The sequence below is a fragment of the Methanolobus sp. genome (genome assembly GCF_030682845.1).
Classification (GTDB): Archaea; Halobacteriota; Methanosarcinia; order Methanosarcinales; family Methanosarcinaceae; genus Methanolobus.
The window spans coordinates 1-19,863 of record NZ_JAUXNK010000089.1 but is presented as its reverse complement, the minus strand read 5'-3'; the positions used below and the strand labels follow the sequence as shown (position 1 = coordinate 19,863).

At 47.1% G+C, this 19,863-nt stretch carries 19 protein-coding genes and 1 pseudogene; 13 read left to right on the top strand and 7 right to left on the bottom strand.

What is annotated here, in order from left to right:
* The 3 genes and pseudogenes from Q8J68_RS12300 to Q8J68_RS12290 all read left to right on the top strand — a co-directional run.
* The coding region (locus Q8J68_RS12300; protein ID WP_370867643.1) for a hypothetical protein at positions 1-126 on the top strand (126 nt) is incomplete at its 5' end.
* A gap of 124 nt (positions 127-250) precedes the next feature.
* A complete protein-coding gene (locus tag Q8J68_RS12295; RefSeq protein WP_305311809.1) occupies positions 251-901 on the top strand; it encodes a methyltransferase cognate corrinoid protein in 651 nt (216 codons plus the stop codon).
* Between the two features lie 12 nt (positions 902-913).
* Positions 914-2,290: pseudogene (locus tag Q8J68_RS12290) on the top strand (monomethylamine:corrinoid methyltransferase).
* Between the two features lie 250 nt (positions 2,291-2,540).
* On the opposite strand, the gene Q8J68_RS12285 reads toward Q8J68_RS12290, so the two are convergent.
* Positions 2,541-3,914, bottom strand: coding sequence for a monomethylamine:corrinoid methyltransferase (locus Q8J68_RS12285; RefSeq protein WP_305311808.1), 1,374 nt, complete (start codon positions 3,912-3,914; stop codon positions 2,541-2,543).
* A 647-nt stretch (positions 3,915-4,561) separates the two neighbouring features.
* Here Q8J68_RS12285 and mtbA point away from each other — a divergent pair.
* The 4 genes from mtbA (at position 4,562) to argS (ending at position 10,105) form a co-directional block, all read left to right on the top strand.
* Positions 4,562-5,581, top strand: coding sequence for a methylcobamide:CoM methyltransferase MtbA (mtbA, locus tag Q8J68_RS12280; RefSeq protein ID WP_305311807.1), 1,020 nt, complete (start codon positions 4,562-4,564; stop codon positions 5,579-5,581).
* Between the two features lie 496 nt (positions 5,582-6,077).
* Positions 6,078-7,016, top strand: coding sequence for a 4-demethylwyosine synthase TYW1 (gene twy1 / locus Q8J68_RS12275; RefSeq protein WP_305311806.1), 939 nt, complete (start codon positions 6,078-6,080; stop codon positions 7,014-7,016).
* A 119-nt stretch (positions 7,017-7,135) separates the two neighbouring features.
* On the top strand, positions 7,136-8,380 hold the full coding sequence (gene prf1, locus Q8J68_RS12270; protein ID WP_305311805.1) for a peptide chain release factor aRF-1: 1,245 nt from the start codon (positions 7,136-7,138) through the stop codon (positions 8,378-8,380).
* Between the two features lie 21 nt (positions 8,381-8,401).
* Positions 8,402-10,105, top strand: a complete 1,704-nt coding sequence (gene argS / locus Q8J68_RS12265) for an arginine--tRNA ligase (protein ID WP_305311804.1) — start codon at positions 8,402-8,404, stop codon at positions 10,103-10,105.
* 188 nt (positions 10,106-10,293) lie between these two features.
* On the opposite strand, the gene Q8J68_RS12260 is transcribed toward argS, so the two are convergent.
* Both Q8J68_RS12260 and Q8J68_RS12255 read right to left on the bottom strand, forming a co-directional pair.
* Complete coding sequence (locus Q8J68_RS12260) at positions 10,294-11,928, bottom strand: acetolactate synthase large subunit (protein ID WP_305311803.1); 1,635 nt, start codon at positions 11,926-11,928, stop codon at positions 10,294-10,296.
* A gap of 10 nt (positions 11,929-11,938) precedes the next feature.
* Positions 11,939-13,306: an NAD-dependent succinate-semialdehyde dehydrogenase gene (locus Q8J68_RS12255; RefSeq protein WP_305311802.1), complete on the bottom strand. Its 1,368-nt coding sequence runs from the start codon at positions 13,304-13,306 to the stop codon at positions 11,939-11,941.
* Positions 13,307-13,617: 311 nt separating this feature from the next.
* Between Q8J68_RS12255 and Q8J68_RS12250 the strand changes: the two genes are divergently transcribed.
* From Q8J68_RS12250 to Q8J68_RS12240, 3 genes are read left to right on the top strand one after another with little or no spacing between them, the layout of a single operon-like run.
* Positions 13,618-13,962, top strand: coding sequence for a hypothetical protein (locus tag Q8J68_RS12250; RefSeq protein ID WP_305311801.1), 345 nt, complete (start codon positions 13,618-13,620; stop codon positions 13,960-13,962).
* A 13-nt stretch (positions 13,963-13,975) separates the two neighbouring features.
* A complete protein-coding gene (locus Q8J68_RS12245; protein ID WP_305311800.1) occupies positions 13,976-14,395 on the top strand; it encodes a DUF3795 domain-containing protein in 420 nt (139 codons plus the stop codon).
* Positions 14,392-14,853 (top strand): GNAT family N-acetyltransferase, encoded by a 462-nt coding sequence (locus Q8J68_RS12240; protein WP_305311799.1) that lies wholly within the window; start codon positions 14,392-14,394, stop codon positions 14,851-14,853. Before Q8J68_RS12245 ends, Q8J68_RS12240 begins: the two co-directional genes overlap by 4 nt.
* A gap of 22 nt (positions 14,854-14,875) precedes the next feature.
* Here Q8J68_RS12240 and Q8J68_RS12235 read toward each other — a convergent pair whose 3' ends face one another.
* From Q8J68_RS12235 to Q8J68_RS12220, 4 genes are all read right to left on the bottom strand, one after another.
* Positions 14,876-16,243 carry an NAD-dependent succinate-semialdehyde dehydrogenase gene (locus Q8J68_RS12235; protein WP_305311798.1) on the bottom strand — a complete coding sequence of 456 codons (1,368 nt, stop codon included), beginning with the start codon at positions 16,241-16,243 and terminating at the stop codon, positions 14,876-14,878.
* Between the two features lie 103 nt (positions 16,244-16,346).
* The gene (locus Q8J68_RS12230; protein WP_305311797.1) at positions 16,347-16,601 is read right to left on the bottom strand and encodes a DUF61 family protein; all 255 of its coding nucleotides are present in this window, start codon (positions 16,599-16,601) and stop codon (positions 16,347-16,349) included.
* 336 nt (positions 16,602-16,937) lie between these two features.
* Positions 16,938-18,380, bottom strand: a complete 1,443-nt coding sequence (locus Q8J68_RS12225; RefSeq protein ID WP_305311796.1) for a DUF2252 domain-containing protein — start codon at positions 18,378-18,380, stop codon at positions 16,938-16,940.
* A 197-nt stretch (positions 18,381-18,577) separates the two neighbouring features.
* Entirely contained in the window at positions 18,578-18,814 is a 237-nt protein-coding gene (locus Q8J68_RS12220) for a DUF61 family protein (protein ID WP_305311795.1), read from the bottom strand.
* A gap of 266 nt (positions 18,815-19,080) precedes the next feature.
* Here Q8J68_RS12220 and Q8J68_RS12215 point away from each other — a divergent pair, with 266 nt between their 5' ends.
* Genes Q8J68_RS12215 through Q8J68_RS15015 form a run of 3 tightly spaced genes read left to right on the top strand, consistent with a single transcriptional unit; the run spans position 19,081 to position 19,755 of the window.
* Positions 19,081-19,392, top strand: coding sequence for a nucleotidyltransferase family protein (locus Q8J68_RS12215; RefSeq protein WP_305311794.1), 312 nt, complete (start codon positions 19,081-19,083; stop codon positions 19,390-19,392).
* Positions 19,380-19,619, top strand: coding sequence for a nucleotidyltransferase substrate binding protein (locus Q8J68_RS12210; protein WP_305311793.1), 240 nt, complete (start codon positions 19,380-19,382; stop codon positions 19,617-19,619). Before Q8J68_RS12215 ends, Q8J68_RS12210 begins: the two co-directional genes overlap by 13 nt.
* Positions 19,620-19,641: 22 nt before the next feature.
* On the top strand, positions 19,642-19,755 hold the full coding sequence (locus tag Q8J68_RS15015) for a hypothetical protein (protein WP_370867642.1): 114 nt from the start codon (positions 19,642-19,644) through the stop codon (positions 19,753-19,755).
* The last annotated feature ends 108 nt before the right edge of the window (positions 19,756-19,863 follow it).

Sequence of the window (19,863 nt, the reverse complement as noted above, 5' to 3'; positions counted from 1 at the left end):
CTGGGTATCGGTGTCATAACATCTGTTGCAGGAGCTCCAAAGGGAATTGCAGCAAAGATGAATATCGAGAAGCTGCTGGACATCAAAATTAACTGCTGTGAGAAATTCAGGCAAAAGATCAGATGATGGGAAGGATTTGTGCAGAACCTTGCTTTTGCAAGGTTTCTCACTTTCTAATACAAAAATATAAATATTAGTAACTAGGTAATAGGCTACCACCAGCCGTAAACCAACTAAAAAGAGGCACTTTATGTCAAAACAAGAAATCTTAGACAATCTTAGAGACGCAATTATCAAGCAGAACATCAACGGTACTGTAGAGGCCACAAAGGCAGCCCTGGCTGCAGGCATATCAGCAGTCGAGGCCATCGACGATGGTCTTGCAATGGGAATGAAGATAGTTGGTGACAAATTCGAAGCGGCAGAGATCTACCTTCCTCAGATCATGATGTCTGCAAAGGCTATGAACGCTGCAATGGAAATACTTACTCCGGAACTGGCAAAAGAGAAAGCTGGTGAAGGCGTTGGAATGGCCATCACTTTTGTCCAGGAAGGCGACATCCACGATATAGGCCACAGGCTTGTGTCAACAATGCTCGGTGCCAATGGCTTCAAGATAGTGGATCTTGGAGTGGATGTATCAAATGAGACCATCATCGAAGAGGTCAAGAAGAACAAAGGAGGAAAGATTCTGCTTGTCGGATCTGCACTCATGACAACATCTATGATGAGCCAGAAAGACACAATAGAGATGCTCAAGGAAGAAGGCCTCAGGGATTCTGTCAAGGTCATGTTCGGTGGAGCTCCTGTCACCAAGCAGTGGATAACTGATATCCAAGCCGATGCAACCGCAGAGAACGCCGCAGAAGCAGCACGTGTCGCACTGGGACTGATGAAATAAGGAGGCTTCAAAATGACATTCAGAAAATCAGTTGATTGCTACGAGTTCTATGACCGTGCAAAGAAGGGAGAGAAAATGTCCCAGGATGACTGGGACCTTATGACAATCCCTATGAAGTCAATGGAGCTCAAGCAGAAGTACGGTATCGACTTCAAGGGCGAGTTCGTTCCCACCGACAAGGACATGATGGAGAAACTGTTCAAGGCCGGTTTTGAAATGCTTCTGGAATGCGGTATCTTCTGTACCGATACAAGCCGTGTAGTAAAATACACCGAGGACGAGATCTGGGACGCTATTAACAATGTCCAGAAGGAATTCGTGCTGGGTACTGGCAGAGACTCTGTAACCGTAAAGAATAGAAAGGTCGGTGACAAGCGCAAGCCCATAATCCAGGGAGGTCCGACTGGCTCCCCAATCTCCGAAGACATGTTCATGCCGGTTCACATGAGCTACGCACTTGAGAAAGAGGTAGACACCATTGTCAACGGTGTAATGATGTCAGTGCGCGGAAAACCGACAATACCCAAGAGCCCCTACGAGATCCTTGCAGCCAAGACCGAGACAAGGCTTATCAAAACCGCAGCGGCAATGGCCGGCAGACCTGGCATGGGTATATAGGGACCAGAGACTTCCCTGTCCGCTCAGGGAAATATCTCTGCTGACTGTGCCGGTGGCATGATTAGCAGTGACAGCCACGAGGTCTCCCAGCTCAATGAGCTCAAGATCGACCTCGATGCAATAAGTGTGCTGGCACACTATCAGGGTAACAGTAACATCATCATGGATGAGCAGATGCCCATCTTCGGTGGCTATGCCGGTGGCATAGAAGAGACTGCTATCGTTGATATCGCAACCCACCTCAATGCCTTTGTGATGAGCAATGCAACCTGGCATCTTGACGGTCCGGTGCACATCCGCTGGGGGTCGACCAATACCAGGGAAACCCTGATGATCGCAGGCTGGACCTGTGCAACCATCTCAGAGTTCACTGACATTCTCTCAGGCAACCAGTACTACCCATGTGCAGGTCCGTGTACAGAGATGTGCCTGCTGGAAGCTTCAGCACAGGCCATCACTGACACAGCATCCGGCCGTGAGATCCTCTCAGGTGTCGCAGCAGCCAAGGGTGTCGTCCAGGACAAGACCACGGGTATGGAAGCCAGGATGATGGGACAGGTCGCCAAGGCAACCGCAGGCATGGAAATAGAAGAGGTCAACAGGATAATCGACAATCTCGTCAAGATGTACGAGAAGAACTACGCAACCGCACCTCAGGGTAAGACCTTCCAGGAATGTTATGATGTCAAGACCATAACACCTACCGAAGAATACGTCACGGTCTATGAGGGCGCTCGCAAGAAGCTCGAGAACCTTGGACTGGTATTCTAAGACCAGAATTCGCTGTGATAAACAAGTCTATCACTTCCCTAGCAGCCAGCGCTTAATCCACGCTGGCTACCCTCATTTTTTGTAGAATAACCTCCTCTTTAAGAGGATAAGCTGATTGTAAACAGAAACAGTTCTCTTTTTACTAATATATTTGTATGTTAAATCTCATGTCGTGATAATAGCAGACTTGCTTTCATCAAAAAAAGTACAATATTATGATTGCTGGCTGCATCCATTTCTATACGATTTCTCAAGCCCCTCCTTCCGGGAAATGTCCCATTATTTCATAAGACACTTTTCTATAAATGGATGTATATTCCTCTGTAGGTTCGAGGTCGTACTCTGATTTTATCCTGTAGCACTTGTCAAAGGTTTTTCCGGCGGGTGGATTGCTCAGTTTATCCTCGTACCTTGAGTATATTTTGGCTACCAGACGGTTGGCTTCTGAGAGTGACAGGTGAGTTGCCATCTGGGCTATTTCGCCCATGAACCTGGATTCCAGGCCGGATGAGTGATCGGGGGTTCCACCGCGTGCTCCTACAGGTCCGAGGAGTATATCCCTGCCGCATACGGTATCGCCTATAGCCTGGGCCGCAGTCTCGTAGAACATCATCTCGGTGCAGATACCGGCTGCGTTCCAGTAGTATCTTGCAGTATAATAGTTCATGTTACGGGATATCGCAAGCGAGGCAAGGTTGGAAGCCCAGAGTATCTCTTTTGCAGAGGATGAGCCTGTCTCTGAATGCACAGCTCCGGAGCCGTGAATGCTGGAGTGTGCAAGCACTTTTGACTGCAGGGTTTCAGCCACGTCTATTATTGCCAGCCCTTCAGCCGAGCCAATGCAAGGTCCGCCAAAGACCGGTACCTGGCCGGTAATATAGTGGTTGCCGTGCTCCTGGTGGAAAATACATTTTGACAGGGTCTCATAGTCGGTCTTCAGGTCATCCATGTAAACCTCCTGGGGATCGGTACAGGAATAGAGCTCGTCAGAGGATACCAGCATGTATGATGACGGTAGTGTGGGTGTGCTGGGTCCCATCAGTGCCAGGCCTTCGCGTCCACCGATCTTTGTGGCAAGTCTTTCGTTCCTTGCGGCTTTCAGGACTGCAAGTAGCTCCAGGGGGCTCTTTGGCCTGATATATTCGCCGCAGAACTGTTTCATTGCACCGCTATAAATGCCCTGGACTACGTTTTCAAGTACTGCGCTAAGGTTTATATAAAGAAAATTCTCTTCGGAGATGCTTCCTCCCATTGGTCCGCCGATGATCACAGGAGGAATGGATGCCATTGGATACCTGTGGGGTACGGTCACTTTCTCTTTCAGTCGGCCGATTTCCAGGGGGTTTGTTACATTAAGGGATTTCAGTATATCCTCTTCATCTATCTGGATTACCTTTTCTGTGCTTTTGCAGTATATGCCTACGGAATGCAAAAGTTCTATGCCTGCTTCAAAAGTCGCATCTGCAAGTTCAAGGTCATCAGGTACGAAACTTTTCCCGTCATATTTTATATCATATTTCAAAGCAAGCTCTTCTGATTTTTTGAAAATCAGAAGATCATGCTGTTTTTCGGTTCTGTTAACTCCCTCAATTGCGCTTTTGAGGTACTTGTACATGTTTTGCATTTTGACACCTTGAAAAGAAAAATAATCTGAGAACTCTTTTGGTCAGGACCTTACTTTTCATGTTCTTATTTTGTTCTTTTATTCAGTGTTCTATTTGAAGCATATATACTTTTCTTTATATCGGGTTGAGCCCACACCAATATGCTAAATCAATTTTAGCTATAGATATTGCTTTTTTTGTAAATATGAAATGTTGTAATCCAGTTAATCGTAAACTATATATCTAAAAATCAGTTCTTTTTTTTGAGAGAAGAGAATTTTGACAAGGATCTTTCATTTCACGTGCCACACGAGAGAAGAGGCGGATTTTCAAGTATATATAATTTGCTATTATATAGGTTTTACTAAACACAATAAAGAACTAAAGAATACATCGAATTTTTGAATGCTTTATAATACATTATTAGGAGTGTTAAAAGGGTCTTTCTTTTAAATAAAGATATCAGGCGATTGAATATCTGATATATACTCCTTTTTTATATGAAGTATCCACTGATGAGAGGATTATTGATATTTATTGTTTGTGCTTGGCCAACATATAAGGCTTATATTTAAACTTTCCGCATGTGCATACACAAAATATATATACTTGGGACTCACATTTCCTTCATGTACAATAAAGATTATAATAATGGAGTCTGATCATAATGGTTGAATATACCCCCAAAGAAAGACTTGCTCGCGCCCTTAAAGGGCAGCCTGTGGACAGGATGCCTGCCGTATCATTCACACAGACAGGCACAGTAGAACAGATGGAAGCCTCCGGAGCCTTCTGGCCAGAGGCCAACGAAGATGCCCAGAAGATGGCAGCACTTGCAGAAGCAGGCCACACCGTCGTGGGCTTTGAAGCCGTACGTGTTCCTTTTGATATCACTGCAGAGGCCGAGTTCTTCGGCTGCAAGATCAAGGCGGGAACAAGAGAGCAGCAGCCTTCCGTTGTCGGTCATGTGGTAAAGGACGCCGCAGACATTGAGAAGCTTAGCGGATACGACATCAACAAAGGCAGGATCAGTGTCGTGTGCGATGCTATAAAGATACTCGCAGACAAGTATGGCAAGGAACTCCCAATCATGGGGAGCATGATCGGTCCTTTTTCCCTTGCCCAGCACATGAACGGTGACGACTGGTTCATGGCAATCTTCACGGACGAGGCATTTGGTCTGGCCCTTATGGAGTTCACGACCGAATTCAACATTGCCTATGCAAAAAAGATGGCTGAGAACGGTGCGGATACAATGGTCATCATCGACCCTACAGCAAGCGCCCAGCTCATTGGCGCCCAGTTCTATGAGAAGTTCGTGGTCCCATACCACAAAAAAATAGTCGATGCAATGCGTGAGCTCAACGTCGCCACTGTACTGCACATCTGCGGTGACACTACCAAGGGCCTGGCCCTTATGGAGTCTTCCGGTGTGGACTCCATCAGTGTTGACCAGAACGTGGACGTTGCAACTGCCGTAAGCAAGGTGGACAAAGCCATTATTGTGGGTAACCTCGATCCTGTTAATGTTCTCTGGAACCAGACACCTGAAGTTGTAAAGGAAGCATCACAGAAAGTGCTGGATGCAGGTGTGGGATTACTTGCTCCTGGATGTGGTATTGTCAGCAAGACACCTACTGAGAACCTCAGGGCAATGGTCGAGATGGCGAAGAGCCATAAATATTAAAGTAAATAGAATTGAATCTAGGAAGTGAAAATATATGATTATGTCATACTCTCTCAAGAACAGAAAAGCCGGATTAATAAACACAGCAGCAGATAAGGGAATCTCAATGGAATATTCTCTCAGCAAGCGAGCGTTTAAAACAGAGACAAGCACGTCTGAAACCGTTAGTACAGTGGTAACTGGTTATTCACTCCGGGAAAGGCAGTGGATGACCCGGGGATCTAAAGCCTGCGTAAACATACTCGCTTAAGGCCTGTGTAGCAGTATATGAACCTTCCATCGGGTTGAATTTTAGTATTTTGGTTCCCCTGACAACGTACAATGAAGGGTTTACTATTATCCATTTCCCTTCTTGTCCTGTTGTACTTATAGGGATGCATGGTAAGCTTGAGTATCTCCTGACATTGCGTTCGTTTATTCTTTCTTGTTTTCTTCCAGTGCTCCCTTCAGTGCATTTGCATATATTATATATACCTGAAAAATAACTACAGCTCAAATGTCCAGAAGAAAAGAAAAAACTGAGGATATAACTGACTTTAACAGCCTGTTGAGAAAACAGGGATACAGTCTTGCAGGCAGGCATTCCGCTGTCAAGACCTGCCTCTGGCTTCGCAGGTCCATGCAGGATGAGGGTGCATGCTATAAGGCTGCTTTCTATGGTATCAAGTCCCACAGGTGCCTACAGATGACGCCTACGCTTATGTGTAACCAGAGATGTCTGCACTGCTGGAGGCCCACCGAGGTGGATGTGTCAATGCCTGTGGAATGGGACTCTCCAGTGGAAATAGTGGGGTCTTGTATTGAGTCACAGAGAAAACTCATATCAGGCTTTGGTGGGTCTGCCCTCCAAGAACGCTGGATGGAAGGGAACGACCCCAGGCATGTGGCAATATCACTTTCAGGAGAACCTACTCTTTTTCCACATCTCCCGGAACTCATTGAAGAGTTCAAAAGGCAGGGGCTCACTACTTTTGTTGTGAGCAACGGGACCAATCCTAAGATGATGGAGCGTATAAACCCGTCTCAGCTTTACATGAGCCTGGAGGCTCCTGACAGGGAAACCTACGAGAAGGTCTGCGGTCCCAAATCAGCGGACCTCTGGGAAAGGATAGGACATTCCCTTGAGATACTCAGGGAAAAGGAAACCAGGACAGTTATACGTATAACGCTCATAAAAGACCTTAATATGTTCAACCACGAAGGCTACGCAGAACTAATACGCAAAGCAGAACCTGATTACATCGAGGTGAAGGCTTACATGCACCTGGGTTTTTCAAGGAAGAGGCTTCCGCGTGAAGCGATGCCCTCCCACCATGAAGTACTTGATTTCTCGGATAAACTTGCAAACCTGCTTGGATACAGGATCGCTGACGATGTTGAGATAAGCAGGGTCGTGTTAATCTCTAAAGACGGCACCGTTTCCCCTCTGGTATGATACTGTATCATGTGGCTCTGTCACAACCTATATTTATAGTTAGATACACATATGCACCTCAACCTAATCGAAGATAGGAACTCATCTTAAATGCACTTTAATTGTGGAGTATTTCCAATATGTCAGAACAATCTGCTCATTCTAAATATGAATTCAAAAAGAAGCTCGAGGAACTGCGTACCAAGAAAGGTCGCGGTACAGAGCTGATCTCTCTCTATATCCCTCCTACTAAGCAAATATCCGATATCACCTCCCAGCTCAGGACAGAGCACGGTCAGGCGGCCAACATCAAGTCCAAGGTGACAAAGGATAATGTCCAGGGTGCTGTGGAATCCCTGCTTTCCAGACTGAGATATGTGGAAGTTCCGGAGAACGGCATTGTGTTCTTTACAGGTGCCGTTGATATAGGTGCTAATAAGACGAACATGGAGACTACGATAGTTGAGCCACCCCAGCCAATCATCACTTACAGGTATCATTGTGATTCCTCGTTCTACCTTGAGCCTCTTGAGGAAATGTTGAGGGACGCCAAGACCTACGGCCTGCTAGTGCTTGACAGAAGGGAAGCTACAGTCGGCCTACTGGTAGGTAAACATATAGAGGCTTTCAGGCACATGACATCTTCCGTCCCGGGAAAACAGAGAAAAGGAGGTCAGAGTGCCCACAGGTACCAGCAGCTCAGACTTATCGCTATTCATGAGTTTTTCAAACGCATAGGTGAGTCTGCCAGCGAAGTCTTTATGGGTGTGAACCAGAAAGACTTCGAAGGTGTGCTCATCGGAGGCCCTTCCCCAACAAAAGAGGAGTTCGAGGCTGGTGAGTTCTTCCACCATGAGATACAGAAGAAGGTCCTCGGGATGTTCGATATCGCCTATACTGATGAATCTGGACTCTCAGAGCTTGTTAATGCTGCAAGTGAAAAGCTTTCGGACCTCGACCTGATGGTTGAGAAGAAGCTGGTGCAGCGATTCCTGAAAGAGCTCGTATCGGATTCAGGGAAAGCCGCATACGGTGAGGCCCAGGTGCGTCAAAACCTGAGCATCGGTGCCGTGGAGGTACTGCTGATATCCGAAGGTCTCAGGGCTGAACGGATAACCCTGCGCTGTCCTACGGGGGACTATGAGAATAAGATCACACGGGACTTCAAGCCGGGTGAGCACCCGGACGCTTCAGGTACATGTCCTGTATGTGGCACCCATCTTGAGGTTGTTGAGAGGGCCGATATCGTCGATGAACTATCCGAGCTTGCTGACCAGATGGCCACTAATGTGGAATTCGTCTCAACCGACTTTGACGAAGGTTCCCAGCTCTTCAACGCATTTGGCGGGATCGTGGCAATACTGAGGTTCAATACGGGTGTATGACCCCTTAATCGAGGTGTTATTGTGTTCCTTGAGTTTAAAAAACAGGTCACTTCAGTTCTTACGGATGCCCTTGCCTCCATGGGCCTGCAGGCAGAAGACCTTGGGCTGGAGCCTTCCCAGCATGCTGATATAGCTTCAAAGGTAGCCTTCAGGCTTGCCTCCCAGGCCAGGCAGAACCCTGCGGAGCTTGCCCGGAAAATAGCAGATGCTGTTTTTCTTCCCGATGGCTCTCTCATCGGCAAGGTGACGGCAATAGGTCCCTATATCAATATAGATGCATCACGCGACTATGTGGATGAGACTGTCTTCAGGATAAGGGCAGAGACCTCAGATTTCGGAGGCGGTTTCTGCAATGGACGTATCCTTCTGGAGCACACGTCTGCAAATCCTAACGGACCTTTGCATGTGGGTCATATACGCAACTCCATTATCGGAGACACTCTCAAGAGAGTTCTCATAAGGGCAGGGTATGATGTGGAGACCCAGTATTACGTAAATGATATGGGTCGCCAGATAGCTATCGTTTCGTGGGCTCTCTCACGTTTTAAGTTTGATACATCCAGAAAGCCCGATCATGCGATTGCAGATGTTTACATTAAGGCCAATGTCGAACTGACCGAAGACCCTGCAAAGGTAGCTGAGATTGACAGGCTTATGCAGCTCGTAGAAAAGGGTGATGAGAAGACCATCAAAGGGTTTGATGAAGCTGTCTCCCTGGCTATAGCAGGTATCAGGGAAACCCTGCTGCGTATGAACGTACAGCACGACAGTTTCCCTCATGAGTCAGGTTTTATCCGCTCAGGCGCAGTTACCAGGATAATAGAAGAAGTTAAGGCCACAGGAAAGACTGAGGTCGACAAGGGTGCACTTGTAGTTGACCTTTCAGATTATGGTTTTGAGAAGACCCTTGTCATACAGCGCACCGATGGCACATCCCTCTATACCACACGTGACCTCGCCTACCATGAATGGAAGAGCGAGAGAGCTGACCGGATGATAGATGTGCTGGGAGCCGATCATAAGCTCATATCGGGACAGCTCAAGGCAACCCTAAGACTGATAGGCAAACCTGAGCCTGAGATTGTTATATTCGAGTTCGTATCGTTGCCCGAAGGCTCAATGAGCACACGCAGGGGCAAGTTCATTTCAGCTGACGACCTTCTGGACCAGATAGAGAAGCAGGCATACATTGAAGTCGACAAGCGTCGCCCGGAGATGTCGGAAGAGTTCAAGAAGGAAGTTGCAAGGACCGTGGGAATAGGTGCTGTCAGGTACGACATCGTAAAAGTCTCTCCTGAGAAATCCACTGTCTTTGACTGGGAAGAAGCCCTCGATTTTGAGAAGCAGGGGGGGCCGTTCATACAGTACTCCCATGCGCGTGCATGTAATATCCTGAAGAAAGCAGAGGAAGATGGCTTGTGGGATCCCGAGTCCCCAATAGACCCTTCGCTATTGGTTGAAGATACGGAAGTGAGCCTTGTCAAGAAGATGGCTTCTTTTGACAGCGTTCTTGAAACTTCCGCAAGGGAACTAAAGCCGAATGCTATTGCTATATATGCAAGGGAGCTTGCCGAATCCTTCAACCAGTTCTACAGGTTCGTGCCTGTGCTCAGTGCAGAGGACGACAACATAAGGGCCAGCAGGCTGGCTCTGGTTGACTGCGCAAGGATAGTGCTTGCAAGCACCCTGGATACGCTGGGGTTGGGTGCGCCTGAATCCATGTGATCAGGCCTGCCCCTTTTTCCTGTATTGTTTTTCAGGACTCATTCGTGGTGCTGGCAACTACGAACTTGCAGTTCTATTATTTCGTTATCGCCGATTTAATTAAAGGTAGGCAAAAAAGTACATTTACGCCAATTTTGATGTCATAAATAATAAAGGCCTGACCTGATAGCTTTGAAATCGAAGCTCTCTCATATCTGACACATATTATTGCTCAGTTTTTCCGTGAGCTTGAAGTTCTCTGAATAATCCACCCTGACATCAAATATCCATACTCCTCCCTGGATGAGGGCTTCTTTGAGCTTAGGCTTGAACTCCCCGGCACTCTCAATCTTCATACCTCTTGCCCCAAAGCTCTCTGCAAGCATTACAAAATCCGGGTTTGTGAAATCAGTGCCCATGCTCTCTTTGAACTTCCTTTTATCATGCCATTCTATCAGGCCATACTTAGAATCATTGAAAATGACCACGACAAAGCTGCAGCCAAGTCTCACAGCGGTTTCAAGCTCCTGAACATTCATCAGAAATCCACCATCCCCCGCAACAGCTACGATCCTGTGCTCCGGTTTCAAAAGACTGGCTGCTATTGCTGCCGGAAGTGCAAATCCCATTGATGCAAGACCGTTAGAGATAAAGACCGTGTTGGCCTCGTATGCAGGGAAGAGCCTGCCGACCCAGAGTTTATGCGCTCCAACATCGCTGATCACTATATCCTCCCTTGAAAGGCATTCCCTGATGTCGTATATGATTTTCTGGGGCTTCATGGGAAAAGACATGTCCTCACTGAAGTTCTCAAGCTCGGCCTTCATTCTCTGGCGCACTCTCTCCAGTCTTTCCGGCATGCCTTTGAAGCTGCAGAGCTGTGTCAGGCGCAAAAGCGCCTGCCTGATATCGCCGGTTAGACTGATGTCCGGTATATAGCTTTCATCCACTTCCGGACGGTCGGCATGTATATGCACTATACGTTTCGATCTGTCCGAGTTCCAGAAACGAGGGCTGTATTCCACATAATCGTAACCAACGCAGATGACAAGATCAGCCATATCAAAACCACAGATCACATGGTCTCTGTCCTTGATGCCCATTGAGCCAAGATAATGTTCATTGTCTGCAGGCACAGCTCCCTTTCCCATGAACGTCGTGACCACCGGCAGACCCGTGAACTCAACGAACCTTCTCAGCTCGTATGAGGCATCACCCCTGAATACCCCATTGCCTGCAAGAATAAGGGGACACGAGCTCTCCATTATCATCTCAGCGGCCTTGTTCAGTTCACTCTCATCGTGAGAGGTGATATGAGGATAGCTTGTCTTGAAAAGCGGCTCCTTTGAGCTATCTTCCTGGGCGATATCCTCCGGGAGTTCAATATGTGTTGCAGCATGCCTGTCCCTGGAAATACTGAATGCCTTATGCACGATCTCTGGAATGAAATCTGGCCTTGTGACCTTGGAGTTCCATCCTGTGAATTGCCTGAAAACCGCCACTATGTCAATGTACTGGTGCGATTCCTTATGCGTTTTTTCAAGGCCGGCCTGCCCGGTAATGGCCACCAGTGGCGCTTTATCAAGGTGGGCATCAGCAACTCCTGTTATCAGGTTTGTGGCACCGGGGCCCAGCGTGGCTAGGCATACCCCCGGCCTATGGGTTATCCTGCCGTAAACATCTGCCATGAAAGCCGCGCACTGCTCATGCCTTGTAACAATGAACTTTATGTTTGATCTTGAGAGCGAGTTCATCAGATCAACGGTTTCTTCTCCGGGCACTCCGAAGATATATTCCACACCTTCATTCTCAAGACATTTTACAAAAAGATCGCTGCCTTTCATTTTCAACCGCCTAGTACACTTTTAAAGACTTGATCTGCATGAATTCCTGCATGCCTACCCTGTACAATTCCCTGCCGATACCGCTTTCCTTGTAGCCACCAAAAGGCAGGGCAGGATCAGATGTTACCATATGGTTAATAGCAATGACACCGGCCTGTATGTTTCTTATCAGGTCCATGGCCCTGTCCCTGTCCTCGGTCCAGATACTTGCACCAAGCCCGAACCTTGTACTGTTGGCCAGCCTGACAGCCTCCTTCTCTTCACTGAATGTTATTATAGGAGCCACGGGACCGAAGGTTTCCTCAGTGAGGACAGGAGCATTTTCCTTTACATGCGTGAGTACTGTTGGCATATAAAAGAACCCGTCCCCTTCCATATTCCCTCCATCAAGCAGGACTTGGGCACCCATTTTCAGTGTATCATCGATCTGTTTCTGCAGTTTCTCCCGCTGCTTTGCGCTTATCATAGGACCTATCCGGGTGGCAGGGTCCATGGGATCGCCTACTTTGAGCTTCTCGGTCCTGTTCACAAATTCTTCCGTAAACTCCTCAGCTATAGATTCCGCAATAATGAAACGCTTGGCTGCAGTGCAACTTTGCCCTGCATTACGGAACCTGGACTTTACGGCAGCTTCAGCTGCTTTTTCTACATCCGCATCCCGCAGTACGATAAACGGGTCACTGCCGCCAAGCTCCAGCACGTACTTCTTCATATACCGGCCTGCCTCAGATGCTACCTTCTGTCCGGCAGGATTACTCCCCGTAAAAGATACCGCCCTGATCTCTTCCCTGGATATCAGCCCTGAAGCGGTCTCTCCCCTGATGAGCAGGGTCTGGTATGCTCCCGGAGGCATTCCGGCCGCGCAGAATATCTTCTCTATTTCAAGGGCACACATAGATACATTGCTGGAATGTTTGAGTAGCACGACGTTCCCACCTGCAAGTGCAGGAATGGCTGCTCTCATTGCCTGCCAGAATGGAAAGTTCCAAGGCATTATGTTCAGGATCGTACCCATGGGCTCATACAGGAAACCGGATGTTTCGGCATCTGTATCCACGAACTCCGCAGCAAGGAACCTCTCGACATTGCGGGCAAAGTACTCACTCAGCAAGGCACATTTCTCGACCTCTCCCAATGATTCTTTAACAGGCTTACCCATCTCCCGGGTTATCATCCCGGCAAGCTCTTTTTTCCTCTCCCTCAAGACTCCCGCTACATTGTCAAGGTACATGGACCTGTCAAAAGGCGATGTGCTTTTCCAGTCCTTAAAATATTTCCCGGATAGTCTTATCTTATCTTCCACAATGTATTCAGTATCCAGTTCGAAGTCTCCGATAACTTCTCCTGTGGCAGGATTAACAGATCTGATGCTTTCCATATCAATGTCCCCCGGTAAAGTGTTTTGAAGGAAATATCCTTCAGTAAATGGCTTGACTACTCCCCAATTTCAGTTGGATTTGTTTACATATAAAAGTGGTTGTATGTATTACTTACTATTAAAATATAAAAATATTGCTTAGTAATAACTTGGAATTGCTTTTAAAAACAGAGTCAATCGGGATAATCAATTGTAATCCTCTCAGGACCGCTGTTCTTCAAAGCGCTTTATAATACAAATCTTTAAATAGATAATATTTTCCAATAAACACTATGCAAAACAAATATCTTAAAAATTTAGTTTATGGCTTTTTGTCATGGCTCATACCTTTTCTGGCTTCCTTCCTGTTTTATACAAGGGAAGGAGAACTGACAATTGACATATTCCTGTTCAAGTCGATCATGATCGTGGTCGGTTCTATCACCGCTGCATTTCTTTTGGTATCCTATTTCAGGAATATAGGTGCAGACTATCTCAGAGAAGGAGTAATTCTCGGATTAACATGGTTCGGCATAAACATACTGCTGGATCTGCTGGTGTTGATTCCCATGTCCGGGATGTCTCTTGCGGATTACTTTGCCCAGATTGGATTGAGATATGTGGTGATTCCGGTAATGTGTATCACTATCGGAGCAGCCCTGAAGAATAAAAAGTAGAGGGTCACAATTTATGAATTCCCTGAATGAGGTTTCACTTATTGCACCATGTGGAATGAATTGTGGTGTATGCATGGCATATCTGCGGGAAAAGAGGAAATGTCCAGGTTGCAGGGCACCTGATACCAATAAGCCAATCAGCTGCACTAAGTGCAGGATCAAACACTGCGAAAGCTTTCCGATAGATGCTCCCGGGTTTTGCTTCGAGTGCGAAAAGTTCCCCTGTGACAAACTGAAGCGACTGGATAAAAGATATCGGACCAAATACAATATGGGCATGATCGAGAACCTTGAGAATATCAAAACCTATGGTCTTGAACAGTTCTTCGCGAACGAGAAGACACGATGGGCCTGCTCAAAATGCGGGGGCACCATCTGTGTCCATAAAGGATACTGTTATAGTTGTGGTGAGCCTCTCTGTAACAGGACATGATTATTGCTGAATATTCAGGAACAAATCTGGAAGAAATAGCTGATCTCTTTCACAGAACTGTGCATGCGATAGATCCGTCGATCTATTCAGAAAAACAGAAAGAAGCATGGGCTCCGAAACCGCCGGAATACTTGAAATGGGATCAAAGGTTAAGATGTGTAAAAACCTATATGGCATGTGATAACGGAAAGATCGTTGGCTTTATGAGCATTGGTCCACCCGGTTATATCGACTATTTCTTTGTAGATCCTGATCACCAGGGTAAAGGGATTGGGAAAGACCTTTATTATCACATTGAAAGATTCGCTCGGGACAGATACAGAAAAAAACTGATTGTAGAGGCATCAAAAGTAGCCAGGCCCTTTTTTGAGAGAATGGGTTTTATTCTGATGAGTGAAAACCAGGTTATCGTAAACGGGCAAATTTTAACAAATTACACAATGAAAAAAGAAAGATGATCGGATATTCACAGGTTGACTCTTACATCATCTTTATCGACTTTATGTTCATGAACTCAAGGAACCCGTGCCTGGAAAGCTCCCTGCCCATGCCGCTTTTCTTCACTCCGCCAAAAGGCAGGCAGGCTTGGGGCGTGCAGAACGAGTTAATGCCCACCATGCCGGTTTCAAGTTCCAAGGCAACTTTCATGGCCCTCTCACGGTCCTGGCTCCACACGCTGGCGCCCAGGCCGAACTCCGAGTCGTTTGCAAGCTCCATAGCTTCTTTCTCATCCTTGATCGTAATGATGGGTGCCACAGGGCCGAATGTCTCCTCTCTCATGACCCGCATATCCGTGCTCACACCAGCGAGAACTGTAGGGGAATACATATAACCCTCACTTTTCATCCTCCCACCCGGGACGAGAACCTTAGCACCTCTGGATATAGCATCCTGGACCTGATCTTCTATTATCCGGAGCTGCTCTTCCCGGACCATCGGCCCGATATCTGTTTTCGGGTCCAGGGGGTCGCCAATAGTGAGTTTGCCGGTCAGTTCCACAAACCTTTCCGTGAACTCCTCTGTCACTGATTCTGTGACAATGAAGCGCTTGGCTGCTATACATGTTTGGCCACTATTAAGAAAACGACTTGCTACACCGACCTTTGCCGCCATTTCTACGTTGGCATCACCAAGGACTATGAACGGGTCGCTTCCACCCAGTTCCAGCACGAACTTCTTGAAGTTGCGGGCAGCAAGTTCGGCAACCTTCTGTCCGGCATCGTGTCCTCCTGTGAAGGATACGGCTTTGACCTCGTTTCTTGAGATGAGTGAGGATGCCGCTCTCCCGTCTATGAGCAGCGTCTGGAAGACGCCTTCAGGGAATCCTGTCTCTACAAAGATGTTCTCCATCTCCAGTGCGCACAGTGGCACGTAACCGGAGTGTTTGAGCAGCATGACGTTTCCGCCTGCCAGCACATGGGCGGCCGCGCTGAGCACCTGCCAGAAGGGGAAGTTCCATGGCTTGATGGCAAGCACGGTGCCTACGGGTTCATAATGGATGAACGAGTTGCATGAACCTGCTTCCGCAGGTTCCGGTTCCAGCATCTTTTCTGAATTATCTGCGAAATAATCGAACATGTCAGCACATTTGCTGACCTCCGGAACAGCCTGCTTGATGACTTTCCCCATTTCAGTGCTTATAAGCTCCCCATATTGCTGCTTGTTTTTCCGCAGCATCTTCGCGAAGCCTTTAAGAAGCTCGTTGCGCTCGGCAACATCCGTTCTTTTCCATTCCCTGAAAGTCCCAGCAGACTTTTTGAGCATCCGGCTCACCTGCTCTTCTGTATGCATTTCCACTTCACTGATGACTTTGCCTGTTGCAGGGTTGATGGATTGGATGGATGTCATGATCTTCTACCTTAGAACTCTGTGATGTTAATGGGGCAGTATTGTACTATATATTATTTGCAATTATTCCTTGCCTGGGAACAGGAAAGATCTCAGGATATAGCTATCTTATGGCTGTAGGGTATTTCTTCATGATTGAATAAGCGATCGCTCTCCCAACCCATACTTTTCCCAGTTGCATCCGGTGCAGTTTACTGAGCTCTCCAAGAACCTGCAGGGCATGGAGAGCATGGAAATCATTAAGGTAGCAGCTATCGGGTACATTCGGGCTGTAGAAATAGACAATTGGTAACTTCTGTTTATGGTGAAGTTCTGGAGGCAGCTTTTTCTTGAAAACCTCCAGAACAAGTTGTATCAAAACTTTTTTAAATTCTACAATTGGACAAAATTCCAGTTCAATTTTCCTTTATACTTTATTCGGCAAAGATCAATATTCACTTATCAACATAGGTTACTTGGCTTTCCTGCTAAAATTCCGTTTGTATTCCAGCATTTATTTCCTCTTCAAGTAATCAAATCAACCATTTCTTTTAGCTCACATTCCGCACGTCAAGTTAAAATCTGAATATTTTTAATGTAACCGGTTCATTTCACTCTCATGATCATCTGAGGGGAGACCTGCGAAATGTGAGATAAGGGTCAAAGTATCCCGGAATCCACATCCAGCAAAGATAATGTCAGGTAGTGTCGCGCTTTATATCCCTGTTTTGGCTTGAATGCGACCCGACCGGACTGCCTCCACAAGTGCCTGATGATCTCTTACGGTCTGGTCGGCATAAGCAACCGCAAAGTCACCGATTGCTTCGGCAAAGGATTTACCGCTGCCGAGGTAGCCGCTGATTGAAGAGGCGTCACTGGTGCGTGCGTGGGCTCGGGCCAGGCACCAGCTGCATACAGTCACATAAACCCTGAACGACGACTTGTCCATGTTGGTCACGTCGAAAGAACCTTTCATGTCCTTGAACTGGCGCCAGTAATAGTCCACTTGCTTCACCTGGCCAGTATGCCAACCCAGGAACATGTCACTGGCAGCCTGCATCAGGCGCTGGGCAGTCACAACTCTACGGGCAGGCTGCACATGGGGACGCTTGGGAACATAGTCCTCAAGCACGGATCTACCGGCCTCTTTCAGTTGCAGCATCAAAAACTCGTCTTCAGCCCCGCCCTGCAACAGCGCAATAAAACAGCGTGTTCCCACGCTGCCTACCCCACCTACCCGAAGGGCCGAGTCGAGGATATGAAAACGCAGCAACAGAAAGCGCCTTTCGTCAGGTAGGCTTTCCAGGTATTGGGACCAGGCATCCTCAACGAAATCATCTGACATCCGCTTCAGCTCGTCAGGATTGAGAAATTGAGAGAAGTCCATCTCATGCATTGGGACCAGTAGTGGCGGATTGCTTATGATATGCCGGTGACCATTCTCGACAGCCGTTAGCTGTTCCAGGGTCCTCTCCTGGGTCTTACTGCGTGCCTTAGCGATTGTCTTCTCAGCCGTTCTCTTCCCTTTTTCCGATGATGAAAGCTGAAAGACTTCAAGAATAGCGTCAGCGTCCACAGTGTAGTACCAGACATTCAGAGTGTGCATCTCTGAAAAGCGCTTCATGGCATCGCTATAGTTTCTGGAAATAGTGACAGCTATATCCCTGCATGCTTTCCTGCTCAGGCCTATCTCACGACCTGCCACTGCGGCACTGGTCGCCAGGCGCTTCAGATCCCATTCCCATGGCCCGGGAAACGCTTCGTCGAAATCGTTTATATCGAAGACCAGTTTGCGTTCCGGCGTTGCAAAGAGGCCAAAGTTGGCAAGATGAGCATCACCGCATAAAAGGGTCTGGATGCCCATCACTGGTGTAGCTGCCAGATCGGCCGCCATCACAACAGCTGAACCGCGCAGGAAGGCAAAAGGTGAGGCTAGCATACGGCCGTACTTTATGGGCAGGAGATGCTGCAAACGGCCTTCGTCCTGTGCCTGCAGGAGTGAGAGCGGATCGGGACGATCCTGGGCAGGCTTCCAGACCCCATGGCTCTCAAGAGGCACCTGCTTACGCAAAGCTTTACCAGCAGCTTTTCTCTCGGACCGTGGTGCTGCATCCTTACCCCCAAGAATGCTGATATTGGTAAATTTCATTGGCTCCATGATCAATTTCCTCCTCAGAACCCTAGTAGCTGTTTCCTTTTATGCTGTGAAGGCAGATGGTCTATCCTCGATCGCCTTGTGTCATATATTGAGTATAAGAATAGATTGCCATCTGACAACCCCAGATTCAGGACATAGTTCCATTAATAGATAGCAAAGATAGAAGTTATAACCGTACCGAAACTACACTCAGAAACTCAGTTTACAATTTTATAACCCCGGTTTGACAGTCTGGTGTAGTTTTGAGACAGCTTGAGAACATCAGTATCAAAAGCGTACTCATTCCCGTTTTTAGTTATTGAGGTCGGCTTTTCCTCCTGGAGTAACTGGGCAAGACTTTTGCTTTCGGTGACTATGCCCTCATTGATCTTTGTAACCTCCGTCCTCATCCAGCGCATGAGGACGTCGTCAGTTGCCGGTCTTCTTTCAGGCATCTCTTCTTTCTACTTTTGATCTTTTCATTACATTGTATGCAGGTATTGGTAAAAACTGTCTTGCATTGGTTGGTAAAAATGGTTAGCCCATTGTTCGCCGCCGGTGAACGGAGGAAAATGCCGCCAGTGGGGTAATGATGCTTTGTCTTTGTTCAGTAAGACTGATTATCTTTTGGGTTAACGATTTAAACTTTACTGGCGAGTATAAGTAATGGGTATCTACTTGATCAGTAATGGGTATGGAAATGCCATTAGGGAAGCTCTTTATGCATGAAAATCCTGTGCTGTTTGAAAAATCCCTGCTTCAGGTAAAGGAAGCCGTACTTGAGACATTTGCAAAAGAGAACGTTGGCGTGGTCCTGTTCGGCTCGAGGGCAAGAGGCGATTCCGATTCGGTTTCGGATATTGATGTCGGTATTATTCCTCACGGGCCTTACAGCAGGACAAAACTGACCCTCCTGAAAGAAAGGCTGGAGAATATGAATATTCCATATAGTGTGGACGTTGTTGATGTTTCAAAGACTTCGAATGCCTTCAGGCAGAAAGTACTGGAAGAGGGAATATTATGGAAAAACTAGAGCTGGTAGCAAACGATGCAGGAAGGGCTCTAAGGACGCTCGAAGAGGTGCTGAGGGAACCTTTATCTCCAATAGTGAGGGACGCATCAATCCAGAGATTCGAGTACACATTTGAGGTCACCTGGAAACTCACAAAGGAGTACATGAAAGACGTAGAGGGCATAGTCTGCAACTCTCCCAAATCATGTTTCAGGGAAGCTTTCAGGATAGGTATACATAAACGATGAAGAAACCGTTCTGGCTTTGCAGATGACCGATGACAGGAATATGACCACTCACACTTATCACGAAGAAGTTGCGGATGAGATATACGCTAATCTTACGGGTTACTATAGAGGATTCAGATTAACCCTCTTTTTTTAAGCATCTGATAAATTCAAGTTGTTACTCGTCCCACTTCATCCAAGATTTTTATGTTTTTGTTCCTTTTCACCTTAATTTTAGGATAGCTTACGCTATCTTAGATAGTTC

Coding starts and splice junctions, on each gene's coding strand:
- Q8J68_RS12295 (WP_305311809.1), top strand. CDS start 251: ATGTCAAAACAAGAAATCTTAGACAATCTTAGAGACGCAATTATCAAG.
- Q8J68_RS12285 (WP_305311808.1), bottom strand. CDS start 3,914: ATGCAAAACATGTACAAGTACCTCAAAAGCGCAATTGAGGGAGTTAAC.
- mtbA (WP_305311807.1), top strand. CDS start 4,562: ATGGTTGAATATACCCCCAAAGAAAGACTTGCTCGCGCCCTTAAAGGG.
- twy1 (WP_305311806.1), top strand. CDS start 6,078: ATGTCCAGAAGAAAAGAAAAAACTGAGGATATAACTGACTTTAACAGC.
- prf1 (WP_305311805.1), top strand. CDS start 7,136: ATGTCAGAACAATCTGCTCATTCTAAATATGAATTCAAAAAGAAGCTC.
- Q8J68_RS12260 (WP_305311803.1), bottom strand. CDS start 11,928: ATGAAAGGCAGCGATCTTTTTGTAAAATGTCTTGAGAATGAAGGTGTG.
- Q8J68_RS12255 (WP_305311802.1), bottom strand. CDS start 13,306: ATGGAAAGCATCAGATCTGTTAATCCTGCCACAGGAGAAGTTATCGGA.
- Q8J68_RS12245 (WP_305311800.1), top strand. CDS start 13,976: ATGAATTCCCTGAATGAGGTTTCACTTATTGCACCATGTGGAATGAAT.
- Q8J68_RS12240 (WP_305311799.1), top strand. CDS start 14,392: ATGATTATTGCTGAATATTCAGGAACAAATCTGGAAGAAATAGCTGAT.
- Q8J68_RS12235 (WP_305311798.1), bottom strand. CDS start 16,243: ATGACATCCATCCAATCCATCAACCCTGCAACAGGCAAAGTCATCAGT.
- Q8J68_RS12225 (WP_305311796.1), bottom strand. CDS start 18,380: ATGGAGCCAATGAAATTTACCAATATCAGCATTCTTGGGGGTAAGGAT.
- Q8J68_RS12220 (WP_305311795.1), bottom strand. CDS start 18,814: ATGCCTGAAAGAAGACCGGCAACTGACGACGTCCTCATGCGCTGGATG.
- Q8J68_RS12215 (WP_305311794.1), top strand. CDS start 19,081: ATGCATGAAAATCCTGTGCTGTTTGAAAAATCCCTGCTTCAGGTAAAG.
- Q8J68_RS12210 (WP_305311793.1), top strand. CDS start 19,380: ATGGAAAAACTAGAGCTGGTAGCAAACGATGCAGGAAGGGCTCTAAGG.
- Q8J68_RS15015 (WP_370867642.1), top strand. CDS start 19,642: ATGACCGATGACAGGAATATGACCACTCACACTTATCACGAAGAAGTT.